Source organism: Streptomyces sp. NBC_01465 (genome assembly GCF_036227325.1).
In the GTDB taxonomy this organism is placed as follows: domain Bacteria; phylum Actinomycetota; class Actinomycetes; order Streptomycetales; family Streptomycetaceae; genus Streptomyces.
This window is the reverse complement of sequence record NZ_CP109467.1, coordinates 7,318,574-7,341,780: the sequence shown is the minus strand read 5'-3', so window position 1 is coordinate 7,341,780 and position 23,207 is coordinate 7,318,574. Positions and strand designations below refer to the sequence as shown.

23 protein-coding genes and 1 pseudogene are annotated in these 23,207 nt (G+C 72.1%); 10 read left to right on the top strand and 14 right to left on the bottom strand.

The genetic code is table 11. The features are described from left to right. Positions 1-102 precede the first annotated feature (102 nt). From OG707_RS34320 to OG707_RS34310, 3 genes are read right to left on the bottom strand one after another with little or no spacing between them, the layout of a single operon-like run. Positions 103-1,500, bottom strand: a complete 1,398-nt coding sequence (locus OG707_RS34320; RefSeq protein WP_329125367.1) for an amino acid permease — start codon at positions 1,498-1,500, stop codon at positions 103-105. 20 nt (positions 1,501-1,520) lie between these two features. Then, complete coding sequence (locus OG707_RS34315) at positions 1,521-3,602, bottom strand: phage holin family protein (protein ID WP_329125365.1); 2,082 nt, start codon at positions 3,600-3,602, stop codon at positions 1,521-1,523. A 24-nt stretch (positions 3,603-3,626) separates the two neighbouring features. After that, positions 3,627-4,031 carry a hypothetical protein gene (locus OG707_RS34310; protein ID WP_329125363.1) on the bottom strand — a complete coding sequence of 135 codons (405 nt, stop codon included), beginning with the start codon at positions 4,029-4,031 and terminating at the stop codon, positions 3,627-3,629. 289 nt (positions 4,032-4,320) lie between these two features. Between OG707_RS34310 and OG707_RS34305 the strand changes: the two genes are divergently transcribed. Both OG707_RS34305 and OG707_RS34300 read left to right on the top strand, forming a co-directional pair. After that, a complete protein-coding gene (locus OG707_RS34305) occupies positions 4,321-5,094 on the top strand; it encodes an MBL fold metallo-hydrolase (RefSeq protein ID WP_329125360.1) in 774 nt (257 codons plus the stop codon). Further along, the gene (locus OG707_RS34300; protein ID WP_329125358.1) at positions 5,091-5,744 is read left to right on the top strand and encodes a DedA family protein; all 654 of its coding nucleotides are present in this window, start codon (positions 5,091-5,093) and stop codon (positions 5,742-5,744) included. Before OG707_RS34305 ends, OG707_RS34300 begins: the two co-directional genes overlap by 4 nt. On the opposite strand, the gene OG707_RS34295 is transcribed toward OG707_RS34300, so the two are convergent. The 3 genes from OG707_RS34295 to OG707_RS34285 all read right to left on the bottom strand — a co-directional run bounded on the left by OG707_RS34295 (position 5,741) and on the right by OG707_RS34285 (position 8,792). Further along, positions 5,741-6,769 (bottom strand): MBL fold metallo-hydrolase, encoded by a 1,029-nt coding sequence (locus OG707_RS34295; RefSeq protein ID WP_329125356.1) that lies wholly within the window; start codon positions 6,767-6,769, stop codon positions 5,741-5,743. The genes OG707_RS34300 and OG707_RS34295 overlap by 4 nt on opposite strands. A 32-nt stretch (positions 6,770-6,801) precedes the next feature. Then, positions 6,802-8,028, bottom strand: coding sequence for an aminotransferase class I/II-fold pyridoxal phosphate-dependent enzyme (locus OG707_RS34290; RefSeq protein WP_329125355.1), 1,227 nt, complete (start codon positions 8,026-8,028; stop codon positions 6,802-6,804). A 65-nt stretch (positions 8,029-8,093) separates the two neighbouring features. Beyond that, the gene (locus tag OG707_RS34285; RefSeq protein WP_329125353.1) at positions 8,094-8,792 is read right to left on the bottom strand and encodes an ANTAR domain-containing response regulator; all 699 of its coding nucleotides are present in this window, start codon (positions 8,790-8,792) and stop codon (positions 8,094-8,096) included. Positions 8,793-8,872: 80 nt separating this feature from the next. Between OG707_RS34285 and OG707_RS34280 the strand changes: the two genes are divergently transcribed. Then, positions 8,873-10,084: a PAS domain-containing protein gene (locus tag OG707_RS34280; RefSeq protein WP_329125352.1), complete on the top strand. Its 1,212-nt coding sequence runs from the start codon at positions 8,873-8,875 to the stop codon at positions 10,082-10,084. Here the strand turns inward: OG707_RS34280 and OG707_RS34275 are convergent. Further along, entirely contained in the window at positions 10,002-10,826 is an 825-nt protein-coding gene (locus OG707_RS34275) for a SigB/SigF/SigG family RNA polymerase sigma factor (RefSeq protein WP_329125350.1), read from the bottom strand. The genes OG707_RS34280 and OG707_RS34275 overlap by 83 nt on opposite strands. Before the next feature lie 256 nt (positions 10,827-11,082). On the opposite strand from OG707_RS34275, the gene OG707_RS34270 reads away from it, so the two are divergent. After that, positions 11,083-11,505, top strand: coding sequence for a CBS domain-containing protein (locus OG707_RS34270; protein ID WP_329125349.1), 423 nt, complete (start codon positions 11,083-11,085; stop codon positions 11,503-11,505). 81 nt (positions 11,506-11,586) lie between these two features. Next, a complete protein-coding gene (locus tag OG707_RS34265; protein WP_329125347.1) occupies positions 11,587-13,068 on the top strand; it encodes a bifunctional phosphatase PAP2/diacylglycerol kinase family protein in 1,482 nt (493 codons plus the stop codon). Here OG707_RS34265 and OG707_RS34260 read toward each other — a convergent pair. Beyond that, the gene (locus OG707_RS34260) at positions 13,019-13,957 is read right to left on the bottom strand and encodes a cation diffusion facilitator family transporter (protein ID WP_329125345.1); all 939 of its coding nucleotides are present in this window, start codon (positions 13,955-13,957) and stop codon (positions 13,019-13,021) included. The two genes, OG707_RS34265 and OG707_RS34260, sit on opposite strands and share 50 nt — an antisense overlap. A 61-nt stretch (positions 13,958-14,018) precedes the next feature. On the opposite strand from OG707_RS34260, the gene OG707_RS34255 reads away from it, so the two are divergent. Beyond that, on the top strand, positions 14,019-14,189 hold the full coding sequence (locus OG707_RS34255; protein ID WP_329125341.1) for a hydrophobic protein: 171 nt from the start codon (positions 14,019-14,021) through the stop codon (positions 14,187-14,189). Positions 14,190-14,259: 70 nt separating this feature from the next. Here the strand turns inward: OG707_RS34255 and OG707_RS34250 are convergent, their stop codons facing one another. Both OG707_RS34250 and OG707_RS34245 read right to left on the bottom strand, forming a co-directional pair. Then, positions 14,260-16,107 (bottom strand): transketolase, encoded by a 1,848-nt coding sequence (locus OG707_RS34250; protein ID WP_329125338.1) that lies wholly within the window; start codon positions 16,105-16,107, stop codon positions 14,260-14,262. After that, a complete protein-coding gene (locus tag OG707_RS34245; RefSeq protein WP_329125336.1) occupies positions 16,104-17,438 on the bottom strand; it encodes an NAD(P)/FAD-dependent oxidoreductase in 1,335 nt (444 codons plus the stop codon). Before OG707_RS34245 ends, OG707_RS34250 begins: the two co-directional genes overlap by 4 nt. A gap of 149 nt (positions 17,439-17,587) precedes the next feature. On the opposite strand from OG707_RS34245, the gene OG707_RS34240 reads away from it, so the two are divergent. Further along, positions 17,588-18,691 carry an enolase C-terminal domain-like protein gene (locus OG707_RS34240; RefSeq protein ID WP_329125334.1) on the top strand — a complete coding sequence of 368 codons (1,104 nt, stop codon included), beginning with the start codon at positions 17,588-17,590 and terminating at the stop codon, positions 18,689-18,691. A gap of 20 nt (positions 18,692-18,711) precedes the next feature. On the opposite strand, the gene OG707_RS34235 is transcribed toward OG707_RS34240, so the two are convergent. Continuing rightward, positions 18,712-19,467 carry an MBL fold metallo-hydrolase gene (locus OG707_RS34235; RefSeq protein ID WP_329125332.1) on the bottom strand — a complete coding sequence of 252 codons (756 nt, stop codon included), beginning with the start codon at positions 19,465-19,467 and terminating at the stop codon, positions 18,712-18,714. A gap of 129 nt (positions 19,468-19,596) precedes the next feature. Here OG707_RS34235 and OG707_RS34230 point away from each other — a divergent pair, with 129 nt between their 5' ends. Beyond that, positions 19,597-20,406: a methyltransferase domain-containing protein gene (locus OG707_RS34230; protein WP_329125330.1), complete on the top strand. Its 810-nt coding sequence runs from the start codon at positions 19,597-19,599 to the stop codon at positions 20,404-20,406. A gap of 5 nt (positions 20,407-20,411) precedes the next feature. Here the strand turns inward: OG707_RS34230 and OG707_RS42470 are convergent, their stop codons facing one another. Next, positions 20,412-20,666, bottom strand: coding sequence for a hypothetical protein (locus OG707_RS42470; protein ID WP_443071510.1), 255 nt, complete (start codon positions 20,664-20,666; stop codon positions 20,412-20,414). Next, positions 20,630-20,920, bottom strand: a pseudogene (locus OG707_RS42465) (maleylpyruvate isomerase N-terminal domain-containing protein); the annotation flags it as partial. The gene OG707_RS42470 and the pseudogene OG707_RS42465, both read right to left, overlap by 37 nt. Before the next feature lie 72 nt (positions 20,921-20,992). Here OG707_RS42465 and OG707_RS34220 point away from each other — a divergent pair. Together OG707_RS34220 and OG707_RS34215 are read left to right on the top strand one after the other, a co-directional pair. Next, positions 20,993-21,349: a VOC family protein gene (locus OG707_RS34220; protein WP_329125326.1), complete on the top strand. Its 357-nt coding sequence runs from the start codon at positions 20,993-20,995 to the stop codon at positions 21,347-21,349. Next, on the top strand, positions 21,346-21,936 hold the full coding sequence (locus tag OG707_RS34215) for a TIGR03086 family metal-binding protein (protein WP_329125324.1): 591 nt from the start codon (positions 21,346-21,348) through the stop codon (positions 21,934-21,936). The genes OG707_RS34220 and OG707_RS34215 overlap by 4 nt, the downstream gene beginning before the upstream one ends. A 12-nt stretch (positions 21,937-21,948) precedes the next feature. On the opposite strand, the gene OG707_RS34210 is transcribed toward OG707_RS34215, so the two are convergent. Further along, positions 21,949-23,193, bottom strand: a complete 1,245-nt coding sequence (locus OG707_RS34210) for a M48 family metallopeptidase (protein WP_329125322.1) — start codon at positions 23,191-23,193, stop codon at positions 21,949-21,951. Between the last annotated feature and the right edge of the window lie 14 nt (positions 23,194-23,207).

Below are 23,207 nucleotides of genomic sequence, written 5' to 3'. Positions count from 1 at the left end.
CTGTCGATACGTGACGGATGTCCGGTGCGCCCAGTGTGATCGCACCAGCCCCGCGACGCAGCCGAATATTCACTGGGACCAGCCTTGCGAAGGCGGTCCTGCTCAGCGCGACGGCCCGCTTGTCCGGCTGGGGGTCCGGGGGTCGTCCCCCGGGAAGGCACAGCAGGCGCGCAGCTTTCGCGCCGCCATCCACGCGTACACGAGCACGCCCGCGAAGAGGAACAGCACGCCCTGGTAGACGGCTTCGTAACCGGAGCCCGCGACCAGCCACATCGAGAAGACGAAGGCGAGTACGGCGAGGACCGCGTCGCGCGTCAGCCGGGAGCGGTGGACGCGGTCGCTCTGGCCGGAGGCGAGGAAGAAGATCTGGGCCGCCGTCGCGAGGAGGTAGGGGACGGTGGCCATGAAGGTGGTGACCAGGACGAGGACCTCGAAGACCCCCGAGGAGCCCGCCGCGTAGTTGTAGACGGTCAGCGACGAGGCGAGGACGACCGTCACGAGGACGCCGACCGTGGGGACGCCGCGCCGTTTGTGTGCGAAGACCTTCGGGAAGAGCCCGTCCTTGGCGGCCGCGTACGGGGTCTGGGCGCTCAGCAGGGTCCAGCCGTTGAGGGCGCCGACCATCGAGATCAGTGCGGCGTACGCCACCGCCGTGCCGCCCCAGGAGCCGTCGAACATGGCGTTGACGGAGTCGGAGAAGGGCGCCGTGGAGTTCACCAGGGTGGAGTGGGGGACGGTGCCGAAGACGGAGAGCGTGCCGAGCAGGTAGATCACGGCCGCGCCGACCGTGCCCAGGATCGTCGCCCGTCCGACGTTGCGGCGCGGGTCGCGGACCTCGCCCGCGCTGACGGCCGCCGACTCGACGCCCAGATAGCTGAAGAGCAGGATCGCCGCGGAGGCGGAGATCGCACCGAGCGCGGAGTCGTCGCCGGCCTGGAAGGGGCCGAGGTTCGCGGTGTCGAAGAAGAAGAGGCCGCCGACCGCGACCAGCAGGAGCGGGGCGAACTTCAGGACGGTGGAGACGAGTTGGACCCCGCCGACATAGCGCGTGCCCGCGAAGTTGGCGAGCGCAGGCAGCCACTGGATCACCAGGGCGGCCAGACAGGCGGTCCACTTGTGGTCGTTGACCGGGATCAGGACGTCCAGATAGCCGACGGCTGCCACGGCGAGAGCCGCGTTGGACACCCAGGTCGTGATCCAGTACGACCAGGCCGCCAGGAAACCGGCGAAGTCCCCGAAGGCCTCACGGGCGTAGACGTAGGGGCCGCCGGTCTCGGGGTGCTTCTCCGCGAGGCGCCCGAAGACCAGGGCGAGCGCGATCGCACCCAGCGTCAGGACCACGAAGGCGATGAGCGCGATCGTGCCGTACGGAGCGACCGAGGCGGGCAGCAGGAAGATGCCGCCGCCGATGATGTTGCCGAGGACGAGGGCACTGGCCACCGGCAGGCCGAAGGTCCTGGCGTGCCGGCTCTGAGCCTCGGGCGCCTCTGGTGCAGTCATGCGGCAAACGCTGCACCACTTCAGGCGGTTTTACCGGGTACGGCGCGTTCCGTCACCTGATGTGGTGGGTCGAGAGGCGGAGCCAGCGGCACCTGCGGGCCCTCGCACTCGCGCAGCCAGCGGCGCAGGATGCGGTGGATCTGCTCTGCGCCGACCAGTTCGCCCGGCGCGGACAGATCGAGCGGGGAGAGCAGGAAGGGGTGCGACTGTTCGCCGCCGAGACCGCCGTGGGAGCCGATCTGCTCCTCGAAGGCGTGCACCTCGCCGGTGTGCGGGTCGTAGTGCGAGTTGACCATGACGTCGGCGACGTGGGGGAAGGAGTCCGTACGGCGCACCGCGTCGGCCGCACCCTCGCCGAAGGGGGCCAACGGCCCTGTGTGGTCGGCCAGTTCGGCCACCGGGACCTCCACTCCGTCCGCGGCCAGGACGACGGAGCCGTGCTGTTCGCTGCGTACGAGGAGGAAGCCGATGCCCGGGTGGTTGGCGAGGGTGGGGAGCAGGGCCGGGTGGCGGCGGTCGAGCTGCTCGCGGGTCATCCGGTCCGGGACGTCGGGGAAGGAGATGAGGCCGAGGTTGCCGGAGGCGAGGACGATCGGGTCGGACTCGGGGCCCGGCCGGGACTCCTCGCCCTCCAGGACCGGCCGGTGCAGGGCGACGCGCACCGCGTCCCGCGCCTCGGCCCCGCTCCTGGTGCGCTGGGCGCGGCGCGGCACCGGCAGTCCGCAGCCCGCCCTGACGAGGTCCTTCAGCGTGAGCCCGTACGCGCCGTCGAAGGTCTCGCCGGGGCTCTGTCCGTGGTCGGAGAGCAGCACGATGCGGTAGCGGCGCGGGGCGTGTTCGGCGACCGTGGCGAGCAGGGCGAGGGAGCGGTCGAGGCGCCGGAGGACCTTCTCGGCGTCGCCGCCGGAGGGGCCGCTGTGGTGGGCGACCTCGTCGTAGGCCACCAGGTCGGCGTAGACGGCGGTGCGTCCGGCGAGCATGTCCCCTATCACCGCGGCGACGACGACGTCCCGTTCGACGACGGTCGCGAAGGCCCGGATGAAGGGGTAGAGGCCGCCGCGTCCGATGCGGGGGCGCTCGCGGCGCAACCGCGAGCGGGTCGACTGGCCGATCTCGCGGCCGACCTCGGCGACGAAGGACATGGCGGTGCGGACGGCGTTCGCCGGGTCGGAGAAGTACGCGAAGTAGCCCGCCCGTGAGCGGTTGTACCGGTCGCGGCGGCCCGCCTTGGAGAGGACCAGGGCGAGCTGGTCGGCGCCTCCGCTGAAGAGGTTGCCGCGGCTGGCGCCGTCCACGGTCAGCAGCCCGCCGTCGCCGGTGCGCTCGATGGCACGGCGCTGGAGCTCGACCGCGCTGGCGGGCCGGTTGGAGACCATGAGCTCGCCGGTGTCCTTCTCGTACCAGCGGAAGGCGGGGACGTCGTGGTTGGAGCCGTGCAGAATGCCGAGCTGGCTGGCGCCGGTCTGGCTGGACCAGTCGGTGCGCCAGGCGTCGAGGCGGTGGGTGGTGCCGATCATGGACGCGACGGTGGGCATGACGCCCTCGGCCGCGGCCCGCCGCAGCACCGCGTGGCCGACGCCGTCGAGCTGGAGGAAGACGGTGCCGGGCGGGCCACTGCGGCCGCCGTCCTCGCCGCTCCTTCTGCGCCGCCGGTCGGCGAGGCGCGAGAGCCGGCGCCGGTAGGCGGTGTCGTCGCGTACGGCGAGGGCCGCGCCGGTGGCCGAGGCCACGGCGGACATCACGGCGGCGACCAGGACGGCGGTCTCCGGGGCGGCCTCGCCGCGCCCGTCGGGGATGAGGCTGAGTGCGAGCACCAGCAGCGAACCGTTGAGGAAGAAGACGAGCAGTCCGAGGACGAGCGCGGGGACGAGGAGCAGGGCCCGTACGACCAGGGGCCACACGAGCGCGGTGAGGAGTCCGAAGGCGCCGGCGCCCCAGGCGGCGGTCATCGCGACCCGCGTGAGGCTGTCGCCGTCGGCGGCCTCCAGCTGGAAGTCGGGGAGGATTCCGGCGAGGGCGAGCATGGTCAGGGTGGAGACCGCCCACACCACGATCACCCGGAGAAATGCTCTGCCCGCCGTACGCCATCGCCTCTGATCCACGCTGCTCAGCGTGTCATAGGAACATCAGCAGCCGTCGTAACCCGCTGTCGGCATGGAGAGGCGGCGGTGGATGCTGGCCTTCATCCGGGCGTTGTACTCGGGCTCGTCGAGTCCGGCCGTCTCCAGCCGTACGCCGCGTCGCTCGCACTCCTCGGCGAAGGCGCTCGGAGAGGTCAGCGCCCGTTGCAGCACCCGGTCGTTGGGAGCGACGAACAGATCGACGTCACCCGCTTCGACATCGGCCCACAGGGCGCAGTGGTCGGGGCGCAGTCCGTAGAAGAGCAGCTGCCGGGTGACGACATAGCCGTTGGCGGCGGCCCAGCGCGCGCACATGGCCTGCTGGCTGCGGGTGTCCACCAGGAAGGGATCGAGGTCGAGCTCCTCCAGAGGGGTCAGACTGGCGATCACGGCCACTCGTACGTCACCCATGGTTCGCCCCCCGGAGCTCGCGCTGTGCGCCAGACCCTACTCTCCCCGCGTTCTACGGAGGAGCCGAGTACCCGCACGAATGGCAGATCTTCCAGCCGTCCTGCGTGACCGCCAGAACTCCTCCGCAGCGCGGACACTGCGCCGAGTGCATGGCCATCGGCCCCGCCTCCCAACCCTTTGCCGGACCGCTACCCAGCAAATCCCGGGTCAGGCATGACAACCAGGACAAGTTGTCGGCGCTCCGCGGCGCATAGGGTCGGGACGACAGTCAACAGCGAGGAGGCGGCACGTGGCGGTCGAGGTGACCTGGTGGGGCCATGCCAGCTGCACCGTCGAGGACTCCGGGGTCAGGGTGCTGACCGATCCGCTCTTCGTCCGCAGACTGGCCCATCTGCGCCGGCGCCGGGGTGCGGTGCCGCCCCCCGAGGCCGCCGTCGCCGAGGCGGTCCTGGTCTCGCATCTGCACTCCGACCATCTCCATGTGCCGTCGCTGGCCCGGCTCGCGCCCGGCACCCGGCTGCTCGTGCCGTACGGCGCGGTGCGGGCGGTGCCGGGTCTGCGACGTCTGGGGCTCGACATCACCGAGGTGTCGCCGGGCGACGAGGTGCGGGTCGAGGAGCTGCGGGTGCGGGCGGTGCCCGCGCAGCACGACGGGCGCAGGCTGCCGGTCGGTCCGCACCGCTCCCCCGCGCTGGGTTATGTGATCGAGGGCGAGGCCCGGACGTACTTCGCCGGGGACACCGGGCTCTTCGACACGATGGCGGACGAGGTCGGCCCGGTGGACGTGGCGCTGCTGCCGGTCGGCGGCTGGGGCCCGTTCCTCGGGCACAGCCATCTGGACGCGCAGCGGGCCGCCGAGGCGCTGCAGCGGCTGGCGCCGCGATCGGCGGTGCCGGTGCACTACGGCACGTACTGGCCGATCGGGATGGACGGGGTGCGGCCGCACGAGTTCCACGCGCCGGGCGAGGAGTTCGTACGCCAGGCCAAGCGGCTCGCCCCCGCGGTGGCGGTGCACCGGCCGGACCACGGCGAGCGGGTCAGGCCGGAGGTGTTCGCCGCATGATCCTCGCGGAGATCGCACGGACGGTGCCGTCGGAGGACGCGCAACAGGCCGTCGGCTACCCCACGCTCTTCTTCCTGGTGGCCCTGGGATCGCTGGTGCCGGTGGTGCCCACGGGGGCGCTGGTGAGTACGGCGGCGGTGGTGGCCTTCCACCAGACCGACCCCTTCGCCCTCCTCGGCGTCTTCGTGGTCTCGGCGTTCGCGGCGTTCCTCGGGGACATGGGCCTGTACTGGCTGGGCCGGCGCGGGGTCCATTCCAAGAACGGTTCGCGGTGGCTGGAGGCGCTGCGCAGCCGGGTGCCGCAGGAGCGTCTCGAGAAGGCGCAGACCAAGCTGGACGAGCACAGCAAGTCGGTCCTGGTGCTCTCCCGGCTGGTTCCTGCGGGCCGGATCCCGGTGATGCTGGCGTGTCTGCTGGGCAGGATGCCGCTGCGCACCTTCGCGCGCGGCGACATTCCGGCCTGTCTTGCGTGGGCCGCCGCGTACCAGCTGATCGGGATCCTCGGCGGCTCGCTCTTCGACGAGCCGTGGAAGGGCGTCGTGGTGGCGGTCGCGCTGACGCTCGTGGTGAGCGGCGCGCCCGCGCTGTGGCGGAAGGTCCGCGGGACGGCGGACCCGGCGGATCCGGCGGACCCTGTGGAGCAGCGCTAGACCAGCCGGGAGGCGCCCACGGGGAGGTCCCAGAGGTCCTCGCGCGGGCGCTCCGCCTTCTCCCACGCCCTGCGGACCCGGGTCAGCGGCTCCAGGACCGGTTCGGCGGAGAGCAGGAAGGCGCCCCAGTGCATGGGCGCCATCCGGCGCGCACCCAGGTCCTGACAGGCCTCGACCGCCTCCTCCGGGTCCATGTGCACGGGGCCGAGCCACCAGCGCGGGTCGTACGCACCGATCGGGAGCAGCGCCAGGTCGATGCCGGGGTAGCGGCTGCCGATCTCCTTGAACCAGCGGCCGTACCCGGTGTCGCCCGCGAAGTGGACGCGCCGGCCCTGCTGGTCGGTGAGGACCCAGCCGCCCCACAGCGAGCGGCAGGTGTCGGTGAGGGTGCGCTTGGACCAGTGGTGGGCGGGGACGAAGTCGAAGCGGACGGTGTGGCCGTCGGGGGCCTGGATCTCGGCCGCCTCCCACCAGTCCAGCTCGGTGACCAGCGTGAAGCCGCGGCGCCTGCACCAGCGGCCGAGGCCCGCGGGGACGAAGAGCGGGGTGTCGCGCGGGAGGCGTTTGAGAGTGGGGGCGTCGAGGTGGTCGTAGTGGTTGTGGCTGATGACCACCGCGTCGATCGGCGGCAGGTCCTCCCAGCGGACGCCGACGGGGGTGACCCTGGCCGGGGTGCCGAGGATCTTCCGGGACCAGACGGGGTCGGTCAGGACGGTGAGCCCGCCGATGCGCACCACCCAGCTGGCGTGGCCCGCCCAGGTCACGGAGATCGCGGTGGTGTCCACGGCGGGCAGCGGCTCGGGGGCGTACGGCAGGTTCTGGATGTCGCGCAGTCCCTCGGGGCGGGGCCGCATGGCGCCCTCGCGGGCGAGGCGTGCGAAGGCGCGTACGCCCGGAAGGGGGGCGGTGAGGCGGTGGGTGAAGGACCTGGGCCAGCGTCGGATCTCGCCGAGGGGACGCGTCCCGGTGAGCGGGCGCGTCGCCGGCTGGGGCTCGGCGAGGGTCCGCTCGGTCTGTTCCGTCATCGAGGGGGCTCCATTCGGTGCCGGTGCGGAGGTCATCGCAGTTCGTCGAGGGCCGATCCGAAAATGCTCAACGCTTCGATCACATGGGGCAATTCCAGCGGTTCCCCTGCGGTGAGGGACTCCAGGCGCTGCTCCTGGGTTGACCCGAGGAGCGGTCCTGATCCGAACCGGACGCGCAGTGCGGCCAGATCGTCGCCGAACCGGTGGCCGCCGGGGACGGGGGCGCCGATCCGGGCGGAGAGGTGTTCCTCCAGCTCCATGGCGTCGGTGACGCCGCGCGCCGCGAGACCGCCGGCGAGCGGGGAGAGGTCGGCGTAGAAGTGGCGGCCCGCCTGGGGCGGGCGGGCGAGGGCTCCGGAGGCGAGGACCGCGCGGTGGGCGGCCCCGGCCACCGCGCCGTGCAGGGCGGCGGCCTTCCGGGCGCGCTCGCGGACGGGCTCCGGCTCGGCCAGGGCGTAACGGGCGGCTGCGCCGACCGGTCCTGCGACGCGGGCTCCGATCGCGGTGAGGACGTCGAGGGTACGGGCCCTGCGGGCGGCCCCGTCGGCCGTGTCGGGGAAGCGGGCCAGGGCCACCGGCCAGGCGGTGGGGGTGTGTGCGCCGGAGAGGTCCGTGAGGACGGTGACGTGGTCGGGGCACATCTCGGCGGGGCTGAGCAGCACGGTGTCGTGCGGCCGGTGCAGGGTGTCGCGCCAGGTCTCGTCGCTGATGATGTGCAGCCCCTCGGCGACGGCCGCCTCGCAGGCCTCGTGGACGAGCTCGGGCGGGGCGACGGTGGCGGTGGGGTCGTCGACGACGGAGAGCAGCAGCAGCCGCGGGTCGCCGCCCTCTGCTCGTACGCGGCGCACGGTCTCCAGGAGGGCGTACGGGTCGGGAACGCCGCCGCACTCGGCCGGAGTCGGGACGTGGTAGGCGGGGCGGCCCAGGAGCCGGGCCTGCGGCGTCCACCAGGCGGGGCACGGGCGGGGCAGCAGGATGTCCCCGCCGTCGGCGGCGAGCAGGGCGAACAGGAGTGAGCCGGCGCCGGGCGCGGAGACCACGTAATCCGGGTCGCAGCGCAGTCCGCGCCGGTCCCAGTAGCCGGTGGCGGCTTCGCGGATCGCGGTGGAGCCGCCGGGCGGCTCGGGGTCGGTGCGGGCGGCCGCCGCGGAGAGGACGGCGGCGAGCTCGGGCAGTACGGGCAGGCCCGGCTCGGGGGCGGGGGGTCCGTAACGGACGGGGCCGCGGCTCTCCTGGGCCGATCTCGCCGTCCGCTGCATGCCTGTGCCTCCGGTGCTCGCCTGTGCCGCGTACCCCAGAGCCCTTTATATGCACATTCGCGGCATCAGGCGAGCCGGATCAGCTCCTGCTCAAGGCCCTGGCCCTTGGAGTCCGCGACCGCCTCGGCGACGTCCGCGAGCTTGCGGTTGGTGCGCTGCGAGACCTGGCGCAGGATCTGGAACGCCTCGGCCGCGTCGCAGCCCCGTACGTGCATCACGATGCCGCTGGCCCGGTCGATGACGGGGCGCGAGCGCAGGGCGTTCTCCAGCTGGTCGACCTCGGCGAGGACCGCACGGTAGCGGCGCTCGCGCACCAGTCCCGCGGTGGCCTGTTCGCCGAGGACGGTGGCCGGGCCGCGCAGGGCTTCGTCGAGGGAGCCGGGGCGGAAGCCGTAGAGGCTGAGCGTGACGTCGATGCCGGCCCGGCTGAAGGGGAGGGTCACGGTGGACCGTACGCCCGATTCCAGTGCCACGGCCCGGTAATCGGGCCAGCGGTCCTCGTTCAGCAGGTCCTCCGCGTCCACCGGTTCTCCGGTGTCCAGCGCGGCGGGGATCGGCCCGTCGCCGGACGCGAGCTGGACGGCGGCGAGGGTCGCGAGGTCCGGGTGGGTGGCGGTCGCCCGGGGCTCCGTCCGGCCGTCGGTCACGGTCACGACGGCTCCGCAGCAGGCCGTGGCACATCGTACGGACTGTTCGGCGAGCTCGGTCAACTTGCGTGCGGTGGAAGCGGTTTCGGATCCTTGGTACTCGGTGTCGGGCAGCATGGGAGGCAGCCCTCCTTCCCTGCTCTCCGGCTTCCCCCTGCCCGCCCCGCAAAACGGCCTTACCAGCTAACTTTCTCCCCATGACGCAGACGGAAGAGTTCGGTGGCGATCTGGCGGACTTCGTCAGACGGGTGGGAGAGCTGAGATCCGCGCGGGCTCTGCCCGCGCAGGAACAGCAGACGGTGCTGGATGCGGCACTCTTCGAACTCCAGCACGTGGCCGAGAACTTGTGGCCGCGCTACGAGCAGCTCGCCGCCACCGTGCCGGGAGGCGGGGCGAGTTCGGACCGGCAGGAGACACGGCTGCTCAAGGCGCTGTTCCAGCGGGTGCCGCTGCCGGTGGCGCTGGTCGACCGCGAGACGGTCGTACGGCGGATGAACTTCGCGGCGACGGGGCTCACCGATGTGCGCGCCGGATATGCGACGGGCCGGCCGCTGGCCGCGCTGCTGACCCCGGGCGACCGGGCGGCCTTCCGCTCCCAGGCGGCCGCCGTGGCGCGCGGCGAGGGCGACAGGAGTCTGACCGTACGACTCCAACAGCGGCCGGACGAACCGCTGCTGGCGACCCTGAGTGCGCTCCGGCCGCCGGACGAGCCGCAGCCCGCGGTCCTCGTGGTGTTCCAGCCCGGGCTCTCGCGGACCGCGCACGCGGGCCCCAAGGCGGGTCGCCCCGGAGGGCGCCGGGCTTCGCTGCCCGACCTCGCCGAGACGACCCGGCACACGGAACTGATGGATCTGCGCGACGCCATGACCACGGCGCTGCTGGGCGCGACACCGGGCGACCGCAGGGACGTACTGGAGGCGGTGTCGCACCTCTTGCACGGGCGGTTCGCGGACTGGGTGGTCGCCGACGGCACGGGCCCGCTGCGGCGCACGGTGGTCTGCGGTCCGCCGGGGGACGCCGCCGGGGCCCTGCGCGAGTCGTTGCTCGCCCAGGACCCCGACGACTGCCCGCTGGTCCGCGAGGCCGGCCGCGGCGGCTCCGCCAGCCTCCAGGTGCGCCCCGAGGACACCGAGGCCTTCGGCCGCGACGCGTCGGGGGCGGCCGTGCTCGTACGGGCCGAGGTCACCTCTCTGTTGTGCGTGCCGCTGACGCTGCCCGGCGGCTCCGTACTGGGGGTGCTCACTCTGTTCCGTACGGGTGCGAGGCGGGCCTTCTCCATGGCGGAGGGGCAGGCCATGGACGTGATGTCCCGTCATGCGGCCCTGGCTATGCGGCGTCCCGCAGCCGCCCCGGACGAGGCTGCTGATCCCGCATCGCCTGATCCCTCAGGCGGGTGCAGCACCGGGTGATCAGCCGGGAGACGTGCATCTGCGAGATGCCGAGGTCCTCGGCGATGCTGCTCTGTGTCATGTCGCGGAAGAACCGCATGTAGAGGATCTTCTTCTCCCGCTCGGGGAGGCGGCGCAGCGCCGGAGCCACGGCCTCGCGGTCGATCACGATGTCGAGGGCGGCGTCGGGGCCGCCGAGCGAGTCCTGCAGCGTGTATCCGTCCTCCCCGCCCGGGAGTTCGGCGTCCAGGGAGAGCGCGCTGAAGCTGTCGAGCGCCTCGAGTCCTGCCTTGGCCTCCTCCTCGGTCATGCCCGCCCGCTCGGCGATCTCGGCGACGGTCGGCGGACCGCTCATCGGTGCCTGGGCGAGTTCCTGGCGCGCCACCCGGACGCGGTTGCGCAAGTCCTGTACGCGGCGCGGCACATGGAGGGTCCACATGTGGTCGCGGAAGTGGCGCTTGATCTCGCCGGTCACGGTGGGGACGGCAAAACTCTCGAACGCGGTGCCGTGCGCGGGGTCGTAGCGGTCGACCGCCTTCACGAGACCGAGCGCGGCGACCTGGCGCAGGTCTTCCAGCGCCTCGCCGCGGTTGCGGAACCTGCCGGCGAGCCGGTCGGCCATCGGCAGCCAGGCGTTGACCAGTTCCTGCCGGAGCGCATCGCGCTCGGGGCCCTCGGACAGCCCGGCCAGCCTGCGGAAACGGGCTGCGGTGTCGGGTGCGTCGTGGTGTGAGTGTTTCCTCGCGGTGACGGGGTGACGCATCGGATTCCAGCTCCCTGAACGGTACGGACGGATGGGTTACCGAGGGAGGGGAATCCGGCGTCGGCCAGAGCACGCCCAGAGCGTCGGAACACCGCTCCCACGGACGTGCCTCCGGTCCGAAGCACGAGGAGCGCGTGCCCGGCTTCGTACGGACCAAACGCAACCGGCCCCCAACCGGCGGGTTTTGCCCGAGTGCAGCCAGGTACCCGAACCTGCGCTCACCACAGCGGTGCGGTACGGAGGCGAGGCGGAAGCGATGGCAACGTTGGTGCGGGAAGTCATGACGGCGGGTGTCGCAGCCGTACGGCCCGATGCCTCGCTCGTCGAAGCGGCGCAGCTGATGCGCGCACAGGACATCGGCGGTGTGCTGGTCGCCCAGGACGACCGGCTGATCGGAGTCCTCACCGACCGGGACATCACACTGCGCGCGGTCGCCGACGGGGCCGACCCGCTGACCGTGAGCGCCCAGGCCGTGTGCACGCTTTCGCCGGTGTGCGTCGGTCCTGACGACACGGTGGAGACCGCGATCTCGCTCATGCGCAAGCATGCGGTGCGGCGGCTCCCCGTGGTGGGGGACGGGCGGCCGCTGGGCGTCGTCAGCCTCGGCGATCTTGCCCGGGACCTGGAGCCGGGTTCCGTGCTGGGCGAGATCAGCAGGGCCGCTCCCGACCGGGTGTGACGCGGCGCCGGGGCCTCCGTCGGCCCCGCCACCGGCATACATCGCCCGCCGCAGGAGAGGCTGGACACCATGTTTCCCCAGGTGTCCCCCGCAGTCTGGCTTACTACCCAGGACCGTTCGCTCTTCACCTACGCGGCGAACCGGCACTGGCCGGGCGCCGAGCGTGTGCTGCCCCGGCTCAGCAGAGGCGCCAACCACGGGTTGCTGTGGATCGGGGCCGCTGCCGGCATCGCCGCGTTCGGCGGCTCCACGCGCGCCCGCCGCGCCGCGGTGCGCGGCGTCGCCTCGCTGGCTGTGGCTTCCGCGGTCGTCAACACGGTCGCCAAGGGCGCGGTCGGCAGATCGCGGCCGATACTCGACTCCGTCCCGGTGATACGGCAGCTCAAGCGCCAGCCCGTCACCACCTCCTTCCCTTCCGGGCATGCCGCTTCGGCCGCCGCCTTCGCGACCGGTGTCGCGCTGGAGTCGAAGGGCTGGGGCGCCGTGGTGGCGCCGGTCGCGTTCTCGGTGGCCGCCTCGCGTGTGTACACCGGGGTGCACTATCCGAGCGACGTGCTGATCGGCGCGGCGCTGGGCGTGGGTGCCGCCTTCGCCGTACGAGGACTCGTGCCGACCCGTGACCAGATTCCCGCGCCGGGCCGCCCGCACGCCGACGCCCCCGAACTTCCCGGCGGCAAGGACCTGGTGGTCGTGGTCAACACGGCATCGGGTTCGGCGGCCGCGAAGTCGGCTCTCGTACGGGACGCGCTGCCCGCCGCCGAGATCGTGGAGTGCGCGCCGGAGGACATGGACGCGGCCCTGGAGAAGGCCGCCCGGCGCGGCCGGGCCCTGGGGATCTGCGGCGGCGACGGCACCGTCAACCGGGCCGCGGTCGTCGCCGCCCGGGAGGGCAAGCCGCTCGCGGTCTTCCCCGGCGGCACGCTCAACCACTTCGCGTACGACATCGGGATCGAGGAAGTCCACGACACCTGCCGTGCGCTGGCGTCGGGCGACGCCGTCAAGGTGGACCTGGGCCGCTTCTCGCCCGGCCCCGACGGCCGTGCGCACGGCTACTTCCTCAACACCTTCAGCCTGGGCGTCTACCCCGAGATGGTGCGGGTCCGCGAGCACTGGTCGCCGCGGATCGGCGGCTGGCCCGCCGGTGTGCTGGCCGCGTGGAAGACGCTCGTCGACGAGAGGCCGCTGGAGGCCGAGATGCGCGGCAAGCGTGTCGCGCTGTGGATGCTCTTCGCGGGCAACTGCATGTACCAGCGCATGGGCCCGACCCCCGGGCGCCGATTCGACCTGGCCGACGGACTGCTCGACGTACGGGTGGTGCGCGGCGGCCGGCTGCCGGGGCTGCGCCTGGTCGCCGCCGCACTGGCCGGGCCGCTCTCCCGCTCCCCCGTCCACGCGGCCGGGCGGATGCGCAGGATGCGGATCGCGGGTCTCGCACCGGGCACCTCACTGGCGTACGACGGTGAAGTGGCCGACGCACCGCGCGAGTTGGTGCTCGACAAGGACATCGAGGCGCTCACGGTGTACCGGCCGCTTCCGCTTCAGCCGCGGTCGGTGCATCTGTGACATCGAGGAACACCTGGTCCGCCTCGGGCCAGGTGTTCCTGATGGACTCCCTGATCCGCATGGAAACCAGCTCGATGTGCTCGCTGTCGAGGCCCGGCACCAGGTCGATGCGGGCGGCCACCAGCGTCGAATCCATCCCGAGCCGCATGGTGAGCAGCGCCGCCACCTCGTCGATCTCCGGCTGCGCCTTGAGCAACTCCCCGATGCGGCCGCTCAGTTCGGGGTCGGCCGCCTCCCCGATGAGCTGGTCGCGGGCGTCCTTGCCGAGCCGGTAGGCGACGTACACGAGCAGCACCCCGATGGCGATGGAGGCCGACGCCTCCCAGACGATCTGCTTCGTCACCATGTGCAGGACCATGCCGGCCATGGCGAGCAGCACCCCGAGGACCGCGGTGCCGTCCTCGGCGACGACGGTGCGCAGCGCCGGGTCCTTGCCCAGCCCGCCCTCCTGGCCGCGCACCTGGACGAGGGCGCGGGCCAGTGAGCCGCCTTCGGCGAGCAGGGCGACAAAGAGGACGATCAGGCCTGCGACGTAACCGCTGGTGGACTCCTGGTGGTTGCCGCCGCGCAGCGCCTCGACGCCCTGCAGGACCGAGAAGCATCCCCCCATGACGAAGATGCCGACGGCGGCGAGCAGCGCCCAGAAGAAGCGCTCCTTGCCGTAGCCGAAGGGGTGTTTGCCGTCCGCCGGCTTGCGGCTGCGGCGCAGGGCGGCCAGCAGGAAGATCTCGTTGACGCTGTCGGCGACCGAGTGGGCCGCCTCGGAGAGCAGCGCGGGGGATCCTGCGACGATCCCGCCGACCGCTTTCGCGGCCGCGATGACGAGATTCGCGGCGAGTGCGACCAGTACGGTGATCCGGGTTTTCCGGTCGGAAGAGTTTTCGCTCACATCAACTCACAGTGTATGAGGACGAATTGAGGGCACCCGTTTGACCAAGGAGGTACAGACTATGGTTCCCGTACTGCTTGTTCTGCTTCTTGCACTGCTGCTTTTCGGTGCCGGATTCGCCGTGAAAATTCTCTGGTGGGTTGCGATAGCCGTGCTGGTCATCTGGCTGCTGGGGTTCCTGATGCGGAGCACTTCGCATTCAGGGGCGCGGTCGCGCTGGTACAGGTGGTAGTGAATGAGGGGAAAAGGACGGCGGCCTCCGGGCCGCCGTTCTTTTCGTGCCCGCGCATTCACGCGCACATTCACCCGCACATTTCCCGCGCCACCGCCGCGACGGACTCGGCGTCGATTCCGGCTGCGGCGAACTGTTCGTCCGGCGCGGCCGATCCCGGCATGTTCGTCACGGCCATGCGCATCAGCCGCGGCGAGGGACGGCCGTCCCCGAAGGCCTCGGCCACCGCGTCGCCGAGGCCGCCCTCGGGATGGTGGTCCTCGACGGTGACCAGGGCGCCGGTCTCCTCGGCCGCCCGCCACAGAGCCACGGCGTCCACCGGCTTCACGGAGTAGAGGTCGATCACCCGTACGGCGATGCCCTCGGCCGCGAGGAGTTCGGCGGCGTGCAGGCAGGTATGGACGGTGTGCCCGGCGCCGATCAGGGTGAGGGCGTCGTCGTTCCCCGACCGCAGCACCTTGCTGCCGCCGATGCGGAACTCCTCGTCCGGGCCGTAGATGACCGGGGTTTCGCCGCGGTTCGTCCGGAGATAGCGGATGCCCTGCGCCCCGGCCATCTCGGCGACCAGCCGTGCCGTCTGCGGTGCGTCGCAGGGGTGGAGGACCGTGGAGCCGTGGACCGAGCGGAACATCGCGAGGTCCTCCAGGCCCATCTGGGACGGGCCGTCCTGGCCGATGGCGACGCCCGCGTGCGATCCCACGACGTTGAGGTCGGCGCCGCTGATGGCCGCCATACGGACGAAGTCGTGGGCCCGGGTGAGGAAGGCCGCGAAGGTGCAGGCGAACGGGGTGTGGCCGAGTACCTGCATGCCTACCGCCGCCGCGATCAGCTGCTGTTCGGCGATGTAGCACTCGACATAGCGCTCGGGGTACTCCTTCGCGAAGTACTCCAGGCGCGTGGAGTCGCCCACCTCGCCGTCGAGCGCGACGACGCCCCCGTCCACGTCCCCGAGCGCGGCCAGGGCCTGGCCGAAGGCGTCGCGGGTGGCGATCTCGTCCCCCAACTCGTAGCGCGGCAGGACGAGTTGCCCCGCCGGGCCCGGGGGCCGCACGGGCGCCGCGGCCGGCTTCGCCACGTCGACCCGTACGAACCGGAGGCCGCCCAGCTCCTCGATCGCCGCGGCCGCGTCGGGCAGCGGTTTGCCGTGCATGCCCTCGCGGTCCTCGACGGCGGCCACTCCGCGCCCCTTGAGGGTGCGCGCGATGATCGCGGTCGGCTGCCGGGTCGTGGAGCGGGCCTCGGCGCAGGCGGCGTCGATCGCCTCGATGTCATGGCCGTCGATCTCGACGGTGTGCCAGCCGAAGGCGCGCAGCCTGCGCCCGTACGCCTCCAGGTCGTGCTGGTGGCGGGTGGGACCGCGCTGGCCGAGCCGGTTGACGTCGACGATCAGGGTGAGGTTGTCGAGGTGCTCGTACGCCGCGTGCTCGGCGGCCTCCCAGACGGAGCCCTCGGCCATCTCGCTGTCGCCGCACAGCACCCAGACCCGGAAGGGGACGCGGTCGAGGCGCTTGCCCGACAGGGCCATGCCGACGCCGACGGGCAGGCCCTGCCCGAGCGATCCCGTCGCCACGTCCACCCAGGGGATGCGCGGTGTCGGATGCCCCTCGAGGCGGCTGCCCTTGCGGCGGAAGGTGAGGAGTTCCTCGTCGTCGACGGCGCCGGCCGCCCGGTACATGGCGTACAGAAGCGGCGACGCGTGCCCCTTGGAGAGGACGAAGTGGTCGTTGCCGGGGTGGGCCGGGTGCTCGAAGTCGTAGTGGAGGTGGCGCGAGAGCAGTACGGCGGCGAGGTCCGCGGCGGACATCGACGAGGTGGGGTGGCCGGATCCGGCCGCGTCCGCCGCCCGGACGGCGTCGACGCGCAACTGCTGGGCCAGTTCGGTGAGTTCGATGATGTCCGCGGGGTCGGCGATGCTCATGTCGAGTCCTTTCCGGTGGTCTGGTCTTCGGGAACGCGGGCGAGCTCGGGGGCCGCGCTGTCCAGCGGCACCGACCAGGAGCGCACGAGGCCCAACTGGACGGCCTGGCGCGGCAGTACGGCGTCCAGCATCCAGTCGGCCGCGACCCGCACCCGGTTCCCCGGCATGGCGGCGAGGTGGTAGCCGCGCGTCACCGCGCCGGCGAGCGGTCCCGAGAGCGGCACGCCGAGCGGGTTGGCCGCGGCCTGCACCCCGCCGAGGTCCACCACGAAGCCCAGGTCGTTGTGTTTGTACGTATGGCGCTCGCCGAATCCCAGGGAGGCGGCGACATTGCGGCCGGCCACCTTGCCCTGGCGGCCCGCGTGCTGTGCGGTCATCGGCGTGAACTCGCCGGGCCTGGTCAGATCGGGTACGGCGGCCGCGTCCCCGCAGGCGAAGACCTCGGGGTGGCCGGGGACGTTCAACTGCGGGTCGACGAGCAGGCGGCCGCGCTCGACGGGCAGTCCGACGTCCGAGACGAGCGGATCGGGCCGTACGCCCACGCACCACACCAGCGTCCGGGTGTCGATGAACTCGCCGTCGTCCAGGAGGACTCCGCCGGGCGTGGCCTCCTTGACGGAGGTTCCGGTCCGCACGTCCACGTCGCGACGGCGCAGCACCCGGTCGGCGGTGGCCGAAAGGCGCCGGTCCAGTTCGGGCAGGACGCGGTCGGCGATGTCGAGGAGCAGCCAGCGCGGCTGCCGCTCCTCCTTCCAGTGGGGCTGCTTGCGCACCAGGGCGTCGGTGAACAGCTTTCCCTGGGCGGCGACTTCGGTGCCGGTGTACCCCGCGCCGACCACCACGAAGGTGCGGCGCGAGGCGCACTCGTCGGGGTCGTCGGCGGCTGCGGCCAGCTCGATCTGGCGGGTGACGTGGTCGCGGAGGTAGAGCGCTTCGGGGAGGCCGCGGAAGCCGTGGGCGTACTCGGCGATCCCGGGGACGGGCAGCAGTTTGTTGACGCTGCCGACGGCCAGGACGAGCCGGTCGTACTCCAGCGTGCCGGTGTCTCCCTCGGGCCCGGTGTACCGCACCTGCCGGGCGTCCAGGTCGACGCCCGAGGCCTCGCCCAGGACCAGGCGCACCTCGGGCAGGGTGCCGGGGAGCGAGACGGTGACCCGGCGCGGCTCGAGGATTCCGGCGGCGACCTGGGGCAGCAACGGCAGGTAGAGGAAGTAGTCGGTCGGGTTGAGCAGGACGATCTCGGCCCTGTCCCGGACGATCCTGGAGAGGGTGCGGGCGGTTTCGAAGCCGGCGAATCCGGCTCCTACGACGACAACGCGCGGTCGGTTCACGTTCGACTCCGGGTGACGGTTTGGGGTCGTACGGACGGACTTGCCGCGTGCCCGGAGCGGCGCCCTCCAAACACCGCGCAGGTTCAGGTTTCCGCGTGCCCGCCCCGGTAACCCGACCTGCAGCATCTTCTACCGTCTGGCGCAGTGCCATGAAGCCTCAACTCCCCCTGGAACAGCTGATGGTGTCCGCCTACACCGTCCCCACCGACGCCCCCGAAGCGGACGGCACCTCCGCCTGGGACACCACGAAGGTGGTGGTCGTGGAGGCGCGTACGGGCACGACGTACGGCACGGGCTGGACGTATGCGCCCCTGTCGGCGGGAGCGCTCGCCCAGGAGCAGCTGGCCCCCGTGCTGATGGGCTCGGACGTGTTCGACATCGCCGCCCTGCACCAGGTGATGTGCTGCACGGTCCGCACCGCGGGACGGCCCGGGATCGCCTCGTGCGCGATCTCCGCCGTGGACCTGGCGCTGTGGGACCTCAAGGCCAGGCTGCTCGGGCTGCCGCTGGTGCGGCTCCTGGGCGCGACCGGGAACTCCGTTCCCGTCTACGGCAGCGGCGGGTTCACCACGTACCACGACACGCATCTGGCCTCCCAGCTCAACGGCTGGGTGCACGGACTGTCCATCCCGCGCGTCAAGATCAAGATCGGTGAGTCCTGGGGCCGGGCGGTCCCGAACGATCTGCAGCGGGTGCGTCTGGCGCGCGATGTCATCGGCAGGCAGGCCGAGTTGTACGTGGACGCGGGCGGCGCCTATCAGCGCAAGCAGGCCGTACGGGTGGGACTGGCCGTCGCGGAGCAAGGTGTCGGCTGGTTCGAGGCGCCGGTCGACACCGAGGATCTGCGGGGCCTTCGGCTGGTGCGCGACGCGGTGGCCTGCGACGTGGCGGCGGGCGCGGACGCCTGGGACCTGCCGGCCTTCGCACGGCTGGCGGGCAGCGGCGCGGTCGACTGTCTGCAGATCGACGCGACGCGCTGCGGCGGACTCACGGAGTTCCTGCGCGCGGCCGCTGTCGCCCAGGCGCACGGACTCGAGGTCTCCACCCACGGCGCCCCGCACGCGCATGCGCACGGGGCGGCGGCCGTCCCCAACCTCCGCCATCTGGAGTGGTTCCACGACCATGCGAGGGTCGAGGCGATGTTCTTCGACGGGGTGCTGGATCCGAAGGGCGGAACGGTGACACCGGGCGGCTCGCCCGGCAACGGGCTGTCACTGCGGCACGAGGCGGTCGAGCCGTACCGGATCGCCTGATCGCCGGATCGCCTGATCGCCTAGAGAACGACCCGCTCCCCCGGCTTCAGCAGGTGCAGCCGCTCGCTCAGACCGGCCTCGGCGAACGCGTCCACGAGCGTGTCGGGGCCCTGGCTGAAGTGCCCCCACTGCTCGAAGTGCAGCGGTACGACATGGCGCGCGCCCAGGATGCGCGCGGCCTCGGCGGCCCCGGCGCTGGGCAGGGTGAGATACGCGTCGCCGAGCAGCGGGGTGCGCGCCCCTCCGGCGAACAGGACGGCCACGTCGACGGGGCCGTAGCGCTCGGCGACATCACGGACCACGTCGAGGGAGGCGTTGTCTCCGCTGACGTACACCGTGGGCAGCCCCTCGCCGTGCAGGACGAAGCCGGTGACCTCGCCGGTGAGGTGGTCGGTGCCGTCGGGCCCGTGCTGGGCACGGACGCCCGTGATCCGCACCGGGCCGATCTCGTACGTCTCACCGTTGGGCAGCGCGGTCACGGACGGCCCGAGCCGCTCGCGCGCGGCGGCCGTGGTCAGCACGAGGGGGACCCGGGCGAGGTAGTCGCGGCCCGAGCGGTCGAGGTTGTCGGGGTGGTGGTCGTGCGACAGCAGCACGGCGTCGACCGCTCCGGTCTCGTCCGCGGTGAGCGCGGGTCCGGCCGTCTTGACGAGCTTGCGGTCGCCGACCGGGTAGTCGCCCGGGGCGTCGAAGGTCGGGTCGGTGAGCAGGCGGGTGCCACCGATCTCCAGAAGGGCGGTCGGGCCGCCGACGTACTGCACGCTCAGTTGGCTCATGACCGGTCAACGCGGGCGTCCGTCGATCTTGTTCCCCTGTCCACATACTGATACATAGATCTCATATTCTGGCTGAAGGTCATAAAGTGAGGGCACCACAACGGGAGTTCACCGAAAGGGAGTCCGGTCATGTCGAAGGAGACAGCCGTATACACGCACGGCCATCACGAGTCCGTGCTGCGCTCGCACACCTGGCGCACCGCAGCCAACTCGGCCGCGTACCTGCTCGGCGAACTGAAGCCGCACATGCAGATCCTGGACATCGGCTGCGGCCCCGGCACCATCACCGCCGACCTGGCCGAACTGGTCCCCCAGGGGCATGTCACCGGGGTGGACATCGCGACCGGAATCGTCGAGCAGGCGCAGGCGCTGGCCACCGAACGCGACCTGGACAACACGGACTTCGCCGTGGCGGACATCCACGCACTGGACTACCCGGACGACACGTTCTGTGTGGTCCACGCGCATCAGGTGCTGCAGCACGTGGGCGATCCGGTGCAGGCGCTGCGCGAGATGCGCCGCGTGACCAAGCCGGGCGGCATCATCGCGGTGCGCGACTCCGACTACGACGCCTTCACCTGGTACCCCGAGTCCCCGGTGCTGGACGAATGGCTGGCGCTGTACCGCAAGGTCGCCCGCGCCAACGGCGGCGAGCCCGACGCGGGACGCCGGCTGCGCTCATGGGCGCGGGCCGCGGGCCTGGAGGACATCAGGTCGACCGCGTCGACCTGGGTCTTCGCCACTCCTGACGAGCGCGCCTGGTGGGGCGGGCTGTGGGCGGACCGTACGACCGCGTCGGTCTACGCACAGATCGCGGTGGACGGCGGCCACGCGACGGCGGAACAACTGGAGGCGATCGCCGGGGCCTGGCGCGCCTGGGCCGCCGACGACGACGCCTGGTTCATGGTCCCGCACGGCGAGATCCTCTGCCGCGTCTGACGGACCTACACGGACGGGTCCCACTCCACGAGCCGGTCGAGGACGGTCCGGTCGCCCTCGCCCTTCAGGGAGCCCGGCGGAATGCGGCCGTACAGGGCCAGCACGAGTTCGCCCGCCGTACCGGTGAGGGAGATGTCGGCAGCGGCGGGGCGCCGACGGTGGTCTGCGCGTCGTAGGTGTGCACCGTGGCCTCCTGGACCTGGTGCCGGGCGACGGCACCGGAGGTCCGCGGCGACTGCGAGCCGCCCCACCACGTCCAGCAGTCGCGGTCGGGGCCGTACTCCCGCAGCGCACCGAGCAGTTGCGCGGTGGACTCGGCCGACCAGGCCGGCCGCGCCGCGCGCTCGCGGGGTGATGAGCCAGCTCCAACAGCGTCCACTCGGGGCAGGTCGGCACCTGCGCATCTAGATCGGGCGCGGCGGCGAGCGCGGCCCGGAACGCGGCCGACCGCTCGTCGACGAGACGCAGCAGAACGGGGAATCCAAGATTCTCTGACACGCCGACGGTCTATCACCGTGCCCTGGCATCCGGACAGCGAAATTCATTTCGATCACATCGCCGGGCCCCGCCAACTACCCTCGCCGGTATGGAGATCCTGGGAACCACGCTGCGCATCTGCGTCGACGACCTCGAGACTTCGGTGTTCTTCTACGAACGCCTCACCGGCACCCGCGCCCAGCGCTTCGAGCGCGGCGGCGTCTCGGTCGCCGCCGTCGGCTGCTTCCTCCTGATGAGCGGCCCGGAAGCGGAGCTGGAGATCCTCCGCAAGGTGACGGCGACGATCGCGGTCAAGGACGTCGACGAGGCACTGACCACCCTCACCGACGTCGGCGCCCACATCCTGGCCGGCCCGGTGCCGACGCCGGTGGGCCGCAATCTGATCGCGGTGCACCCCGACGGTTCGGTCTTCGAGTACGTCGACAGAAAGGCGTCCGCCGCATGAGCGACCTCATCGCCCTCCACCGCCGCGTCCTGGAGACCACCACAGGGATCGTGGCGGCGGTCCACCCCGGCCAACTGCCCCTCCCCACACCGTGCGGCGAGTGGAACCTCTCACAGCTGCTCGCCCACATGACCGGCCAGAACCACGGCTTCGCGGCCGTGGCCAGGGGCGAGCGCTCCGACGCCTCGGTCTTCGCCGACCGCCCGGTGGACGACGACCCGGCGGCAGGATTCGCCGCCTCGGCCGCCGACGTCCTCAGCGCCTTCGCCGAACCCGGCGTCCTGGAGCGGGACTTCTGGCTGCCCGAGGTCCGGAACGGCATCACGCTCCCCGGCCGGATCGCGGTCGGCTTCCACTTCATCGACTACGTCGTCCACGGCTGGGACGTCGCTGCGGCGATCGGCGTCCCGATCACGTTCGACGCGGAGGTCCTGGCAGCGGGCGTCCCGATCGCGGAGGCGGTCCCGGACGACGCGTCCCGCAAGGAGACGGGGGCGGCGTTCGCCCCCGGCCTGGACAGCACACCGGACACGGACACCTTCGACCGCATCCTGCGCGCGCTGGGCCGGGACCCCGACTGGCGCTGACGGGCGATCCGTTCAGCCCGCGAAGTCGCGGATGACGGTCCGCGCAACGCGCCTGCGGGCATCGGCGAGCTCCGCCGCGACGGCCACCTCGTCGGCCACCACGCTCGCAGCGCAGGGCTCGGCCTCGGTGAGCAACCGCCGGCGCAGATGGGTCGCCGGGTGCGTGGTGTCCTCGCTGTGTCCGCGCAGAGCCCCGGCCCGCCGCAGTCGCTCGTATTCGCGCTCCGGGACCGTCGCCGCATGCTCGGCGATCCGCTCCCACAGCCCCTGCTCGGCCGCGCGCGCGTCGCCGCGACGGCCCCGGGTCTGCGCGGCGACCGATTCCCGGCGCAGTTCCGCCTCGACGGATCCGCCGATCAGGAACCGGTCCTGCATAGCCACGGCCGCTTCGCTGGAACCGGCCCTGGCACCTGCACGGTCGGCGAGGTACTCACTGCGCTGGGAGGCGCGGAACGTCAGGTGCGTCAGCAGCACCAGCACGCCGTAGACGAACCATCTCGGCACCAGGCTGACCAGATTGACGAAGGTCCCCATGAGATCCGGCCTGGGCTCGGGCGCCAGCGCCCCGTACCAGAGGTGCAGAGAACGGTGCGCGGGGGCGACCACGCCGCCGTGCCGGAGGTCGCCGTGGGCGTAGTGGCCGAGTTCATGGCCGAGCAAGGCGATGCGCTCCTGCGGGCTCAGCACCTCCCACAGGCCGAGACCGATGGTGAGGACACGACGGCCGCGCAGTCCGTACGTACTGACGGAGGCGTTGAACGAGGCGTCGACCACCACCGCGTCGACCCCGCGCGTGGCGACCACCGTGGCCACCTCGTCGACCAGTGCGAAGAGCGCGGGGGCTTCGGCACGGCGCAGCACCGGGTCGTGCGGGGGCAGCTTGCGGGGGCGCGGGCACAGCACCACTCCCGTGGTGAGCAGCAGGATGCCGAAGATCGGCAGGACCACCGTGCTCCAGCCGAGCACCACGAGCAGGACCCCGCCCACGAGGCAGGTGAGGGTGACGGCGTGCACGGCGAGGGCCAGCGCGTAGGCGAGCACGCTCGACAGGTCGCGCCGGGGGCGGGCGTCGGCGTCCTGCGCCAACTCGGCATAGAGCCGTTCACCGTTGCGGTGCGCCAGACGCAGGTACAACCGGTCGAGGCGGCCGCGATCGGGCTCCGGAGTGCCCGGATCGACATTCCACCCGCACTCCGCGCACCAGCTGACGAACCGCTCCTGCTTCGGTACGGCGGCACCGCACTCAGGACACACCACTTCGACCCCTGTCC

Bases quoted from the DNA above. Each gene is read 5' to 3' on its own strand.
- OG707_RS34310 (WP_329125363.1), bottom strand. From the start codon at position 4,031: ATGGGTGACGTACGAGTGGCCGTGATCGCCAGTCTGACCCCTCTGGAG.
- OG707_RS34215 (WP_329125324.1), top strand. From the start codon at position 21,346: ATGAGCGACCTCATCGCCCTCCACCGCCGCGTCCTGGAGACCACCACA.
- OG707_RS34275 (WP_329125350.1), bottom strand. From the start codon at position 10,826: ATGCGTCACCCCGTCACCGCGAGGAAACACTCACACCACGACGCACCC.
- OG707_RS34240 (WP_329125334.1), top strand. From the start codon at position 17,588: ATGAAGCCTCAACTCCCCCTGGAACAGCTGATGGTGTCCGCCTACACC.
- OG707_RS34235 (WP_329125332.1), bottom strand. From the start codon at position 19,467: ATGAGCCAACTGAGCGTGCAGTACGTCGGCGGCCCGACCGCCCTTCTG.
- OG707_RS34285 (WP_329125353.1), bottom strand. From the start codon at position 8,792: ATGCTGCCCGACACCGAGTACCAAGGATCCGAAACCGCTTCCACCGCA.
- OG707_RS34255 (WP_329125341.1), top strand. From the start codon at position 14,019: ATGGTTCCCGTACTGCTTGTTCTGCTTCTTGCACTGCTGCTTTTCGGT.
- OG707_RS34270 (WP_329125349.1), top strand. From the start codon at position 11,083: ATGGCAACGTTGGTGCGGGAAGTCATGACGGCGGGTGTCGCAGCCGTA.
- OG707_RS34290 (WP_329125355.1), bottom strand. From the start codon at position 8,028: ATGCAGCGGACGGCGAGATCGGCCCAGGAGAGCCGCGGCCCCGTCCGT.
- OG707_RS34320 (WP_329125367.1), bottom strand. From the start codon at position 1,500: ATGACTGCACCAGAGGCGCCCGAGGCTCAGAGCCGGCACGCCAGGACC.
- OG707_RS34250 (WP_329125338.1), bottom strand. From the start codon at position 16,107: ATGAGCATCGCCGACCCCGCGGACATCATCGAACTCACCGAACTGGCC.
- OG707_RS34295 (WP_329125356.1), bottom strand. From the start codon at position 6,769: ATGACGGAACAGACCGAGCGGACCCTCGCCGAGCCCCAGCCGGCGACG.
- OG707_RS34220 (WP_329125326.1), top strand. From the start codon at position 20,993: ATGGAGATCCTGGGAACCACGCTGCGCATCTGCGTCGACGACCTCGAG.
- OG707_RS34300 (WP_329125358.1), top strand. From the start codon at position 5,091: ATGATCCTCGCGGAGATCGCACGGACGGTGCCGTCGGAGGACGCGCAA.
- OG707_RS34230 (WP_329125330.1), top strand. From the start codon at position 19,597: ATGTCGAAGGAGACAGCCGTATACACGCACGGCCATCACGAGTCCGTG.
- OG707_RS34280 (WP_329125352.1), top strand. From the start codon at position 8,873: ATGACGCAGACGGAAGAGTTCGGTGGCGATCTGGCGGACTTCGTCAGA.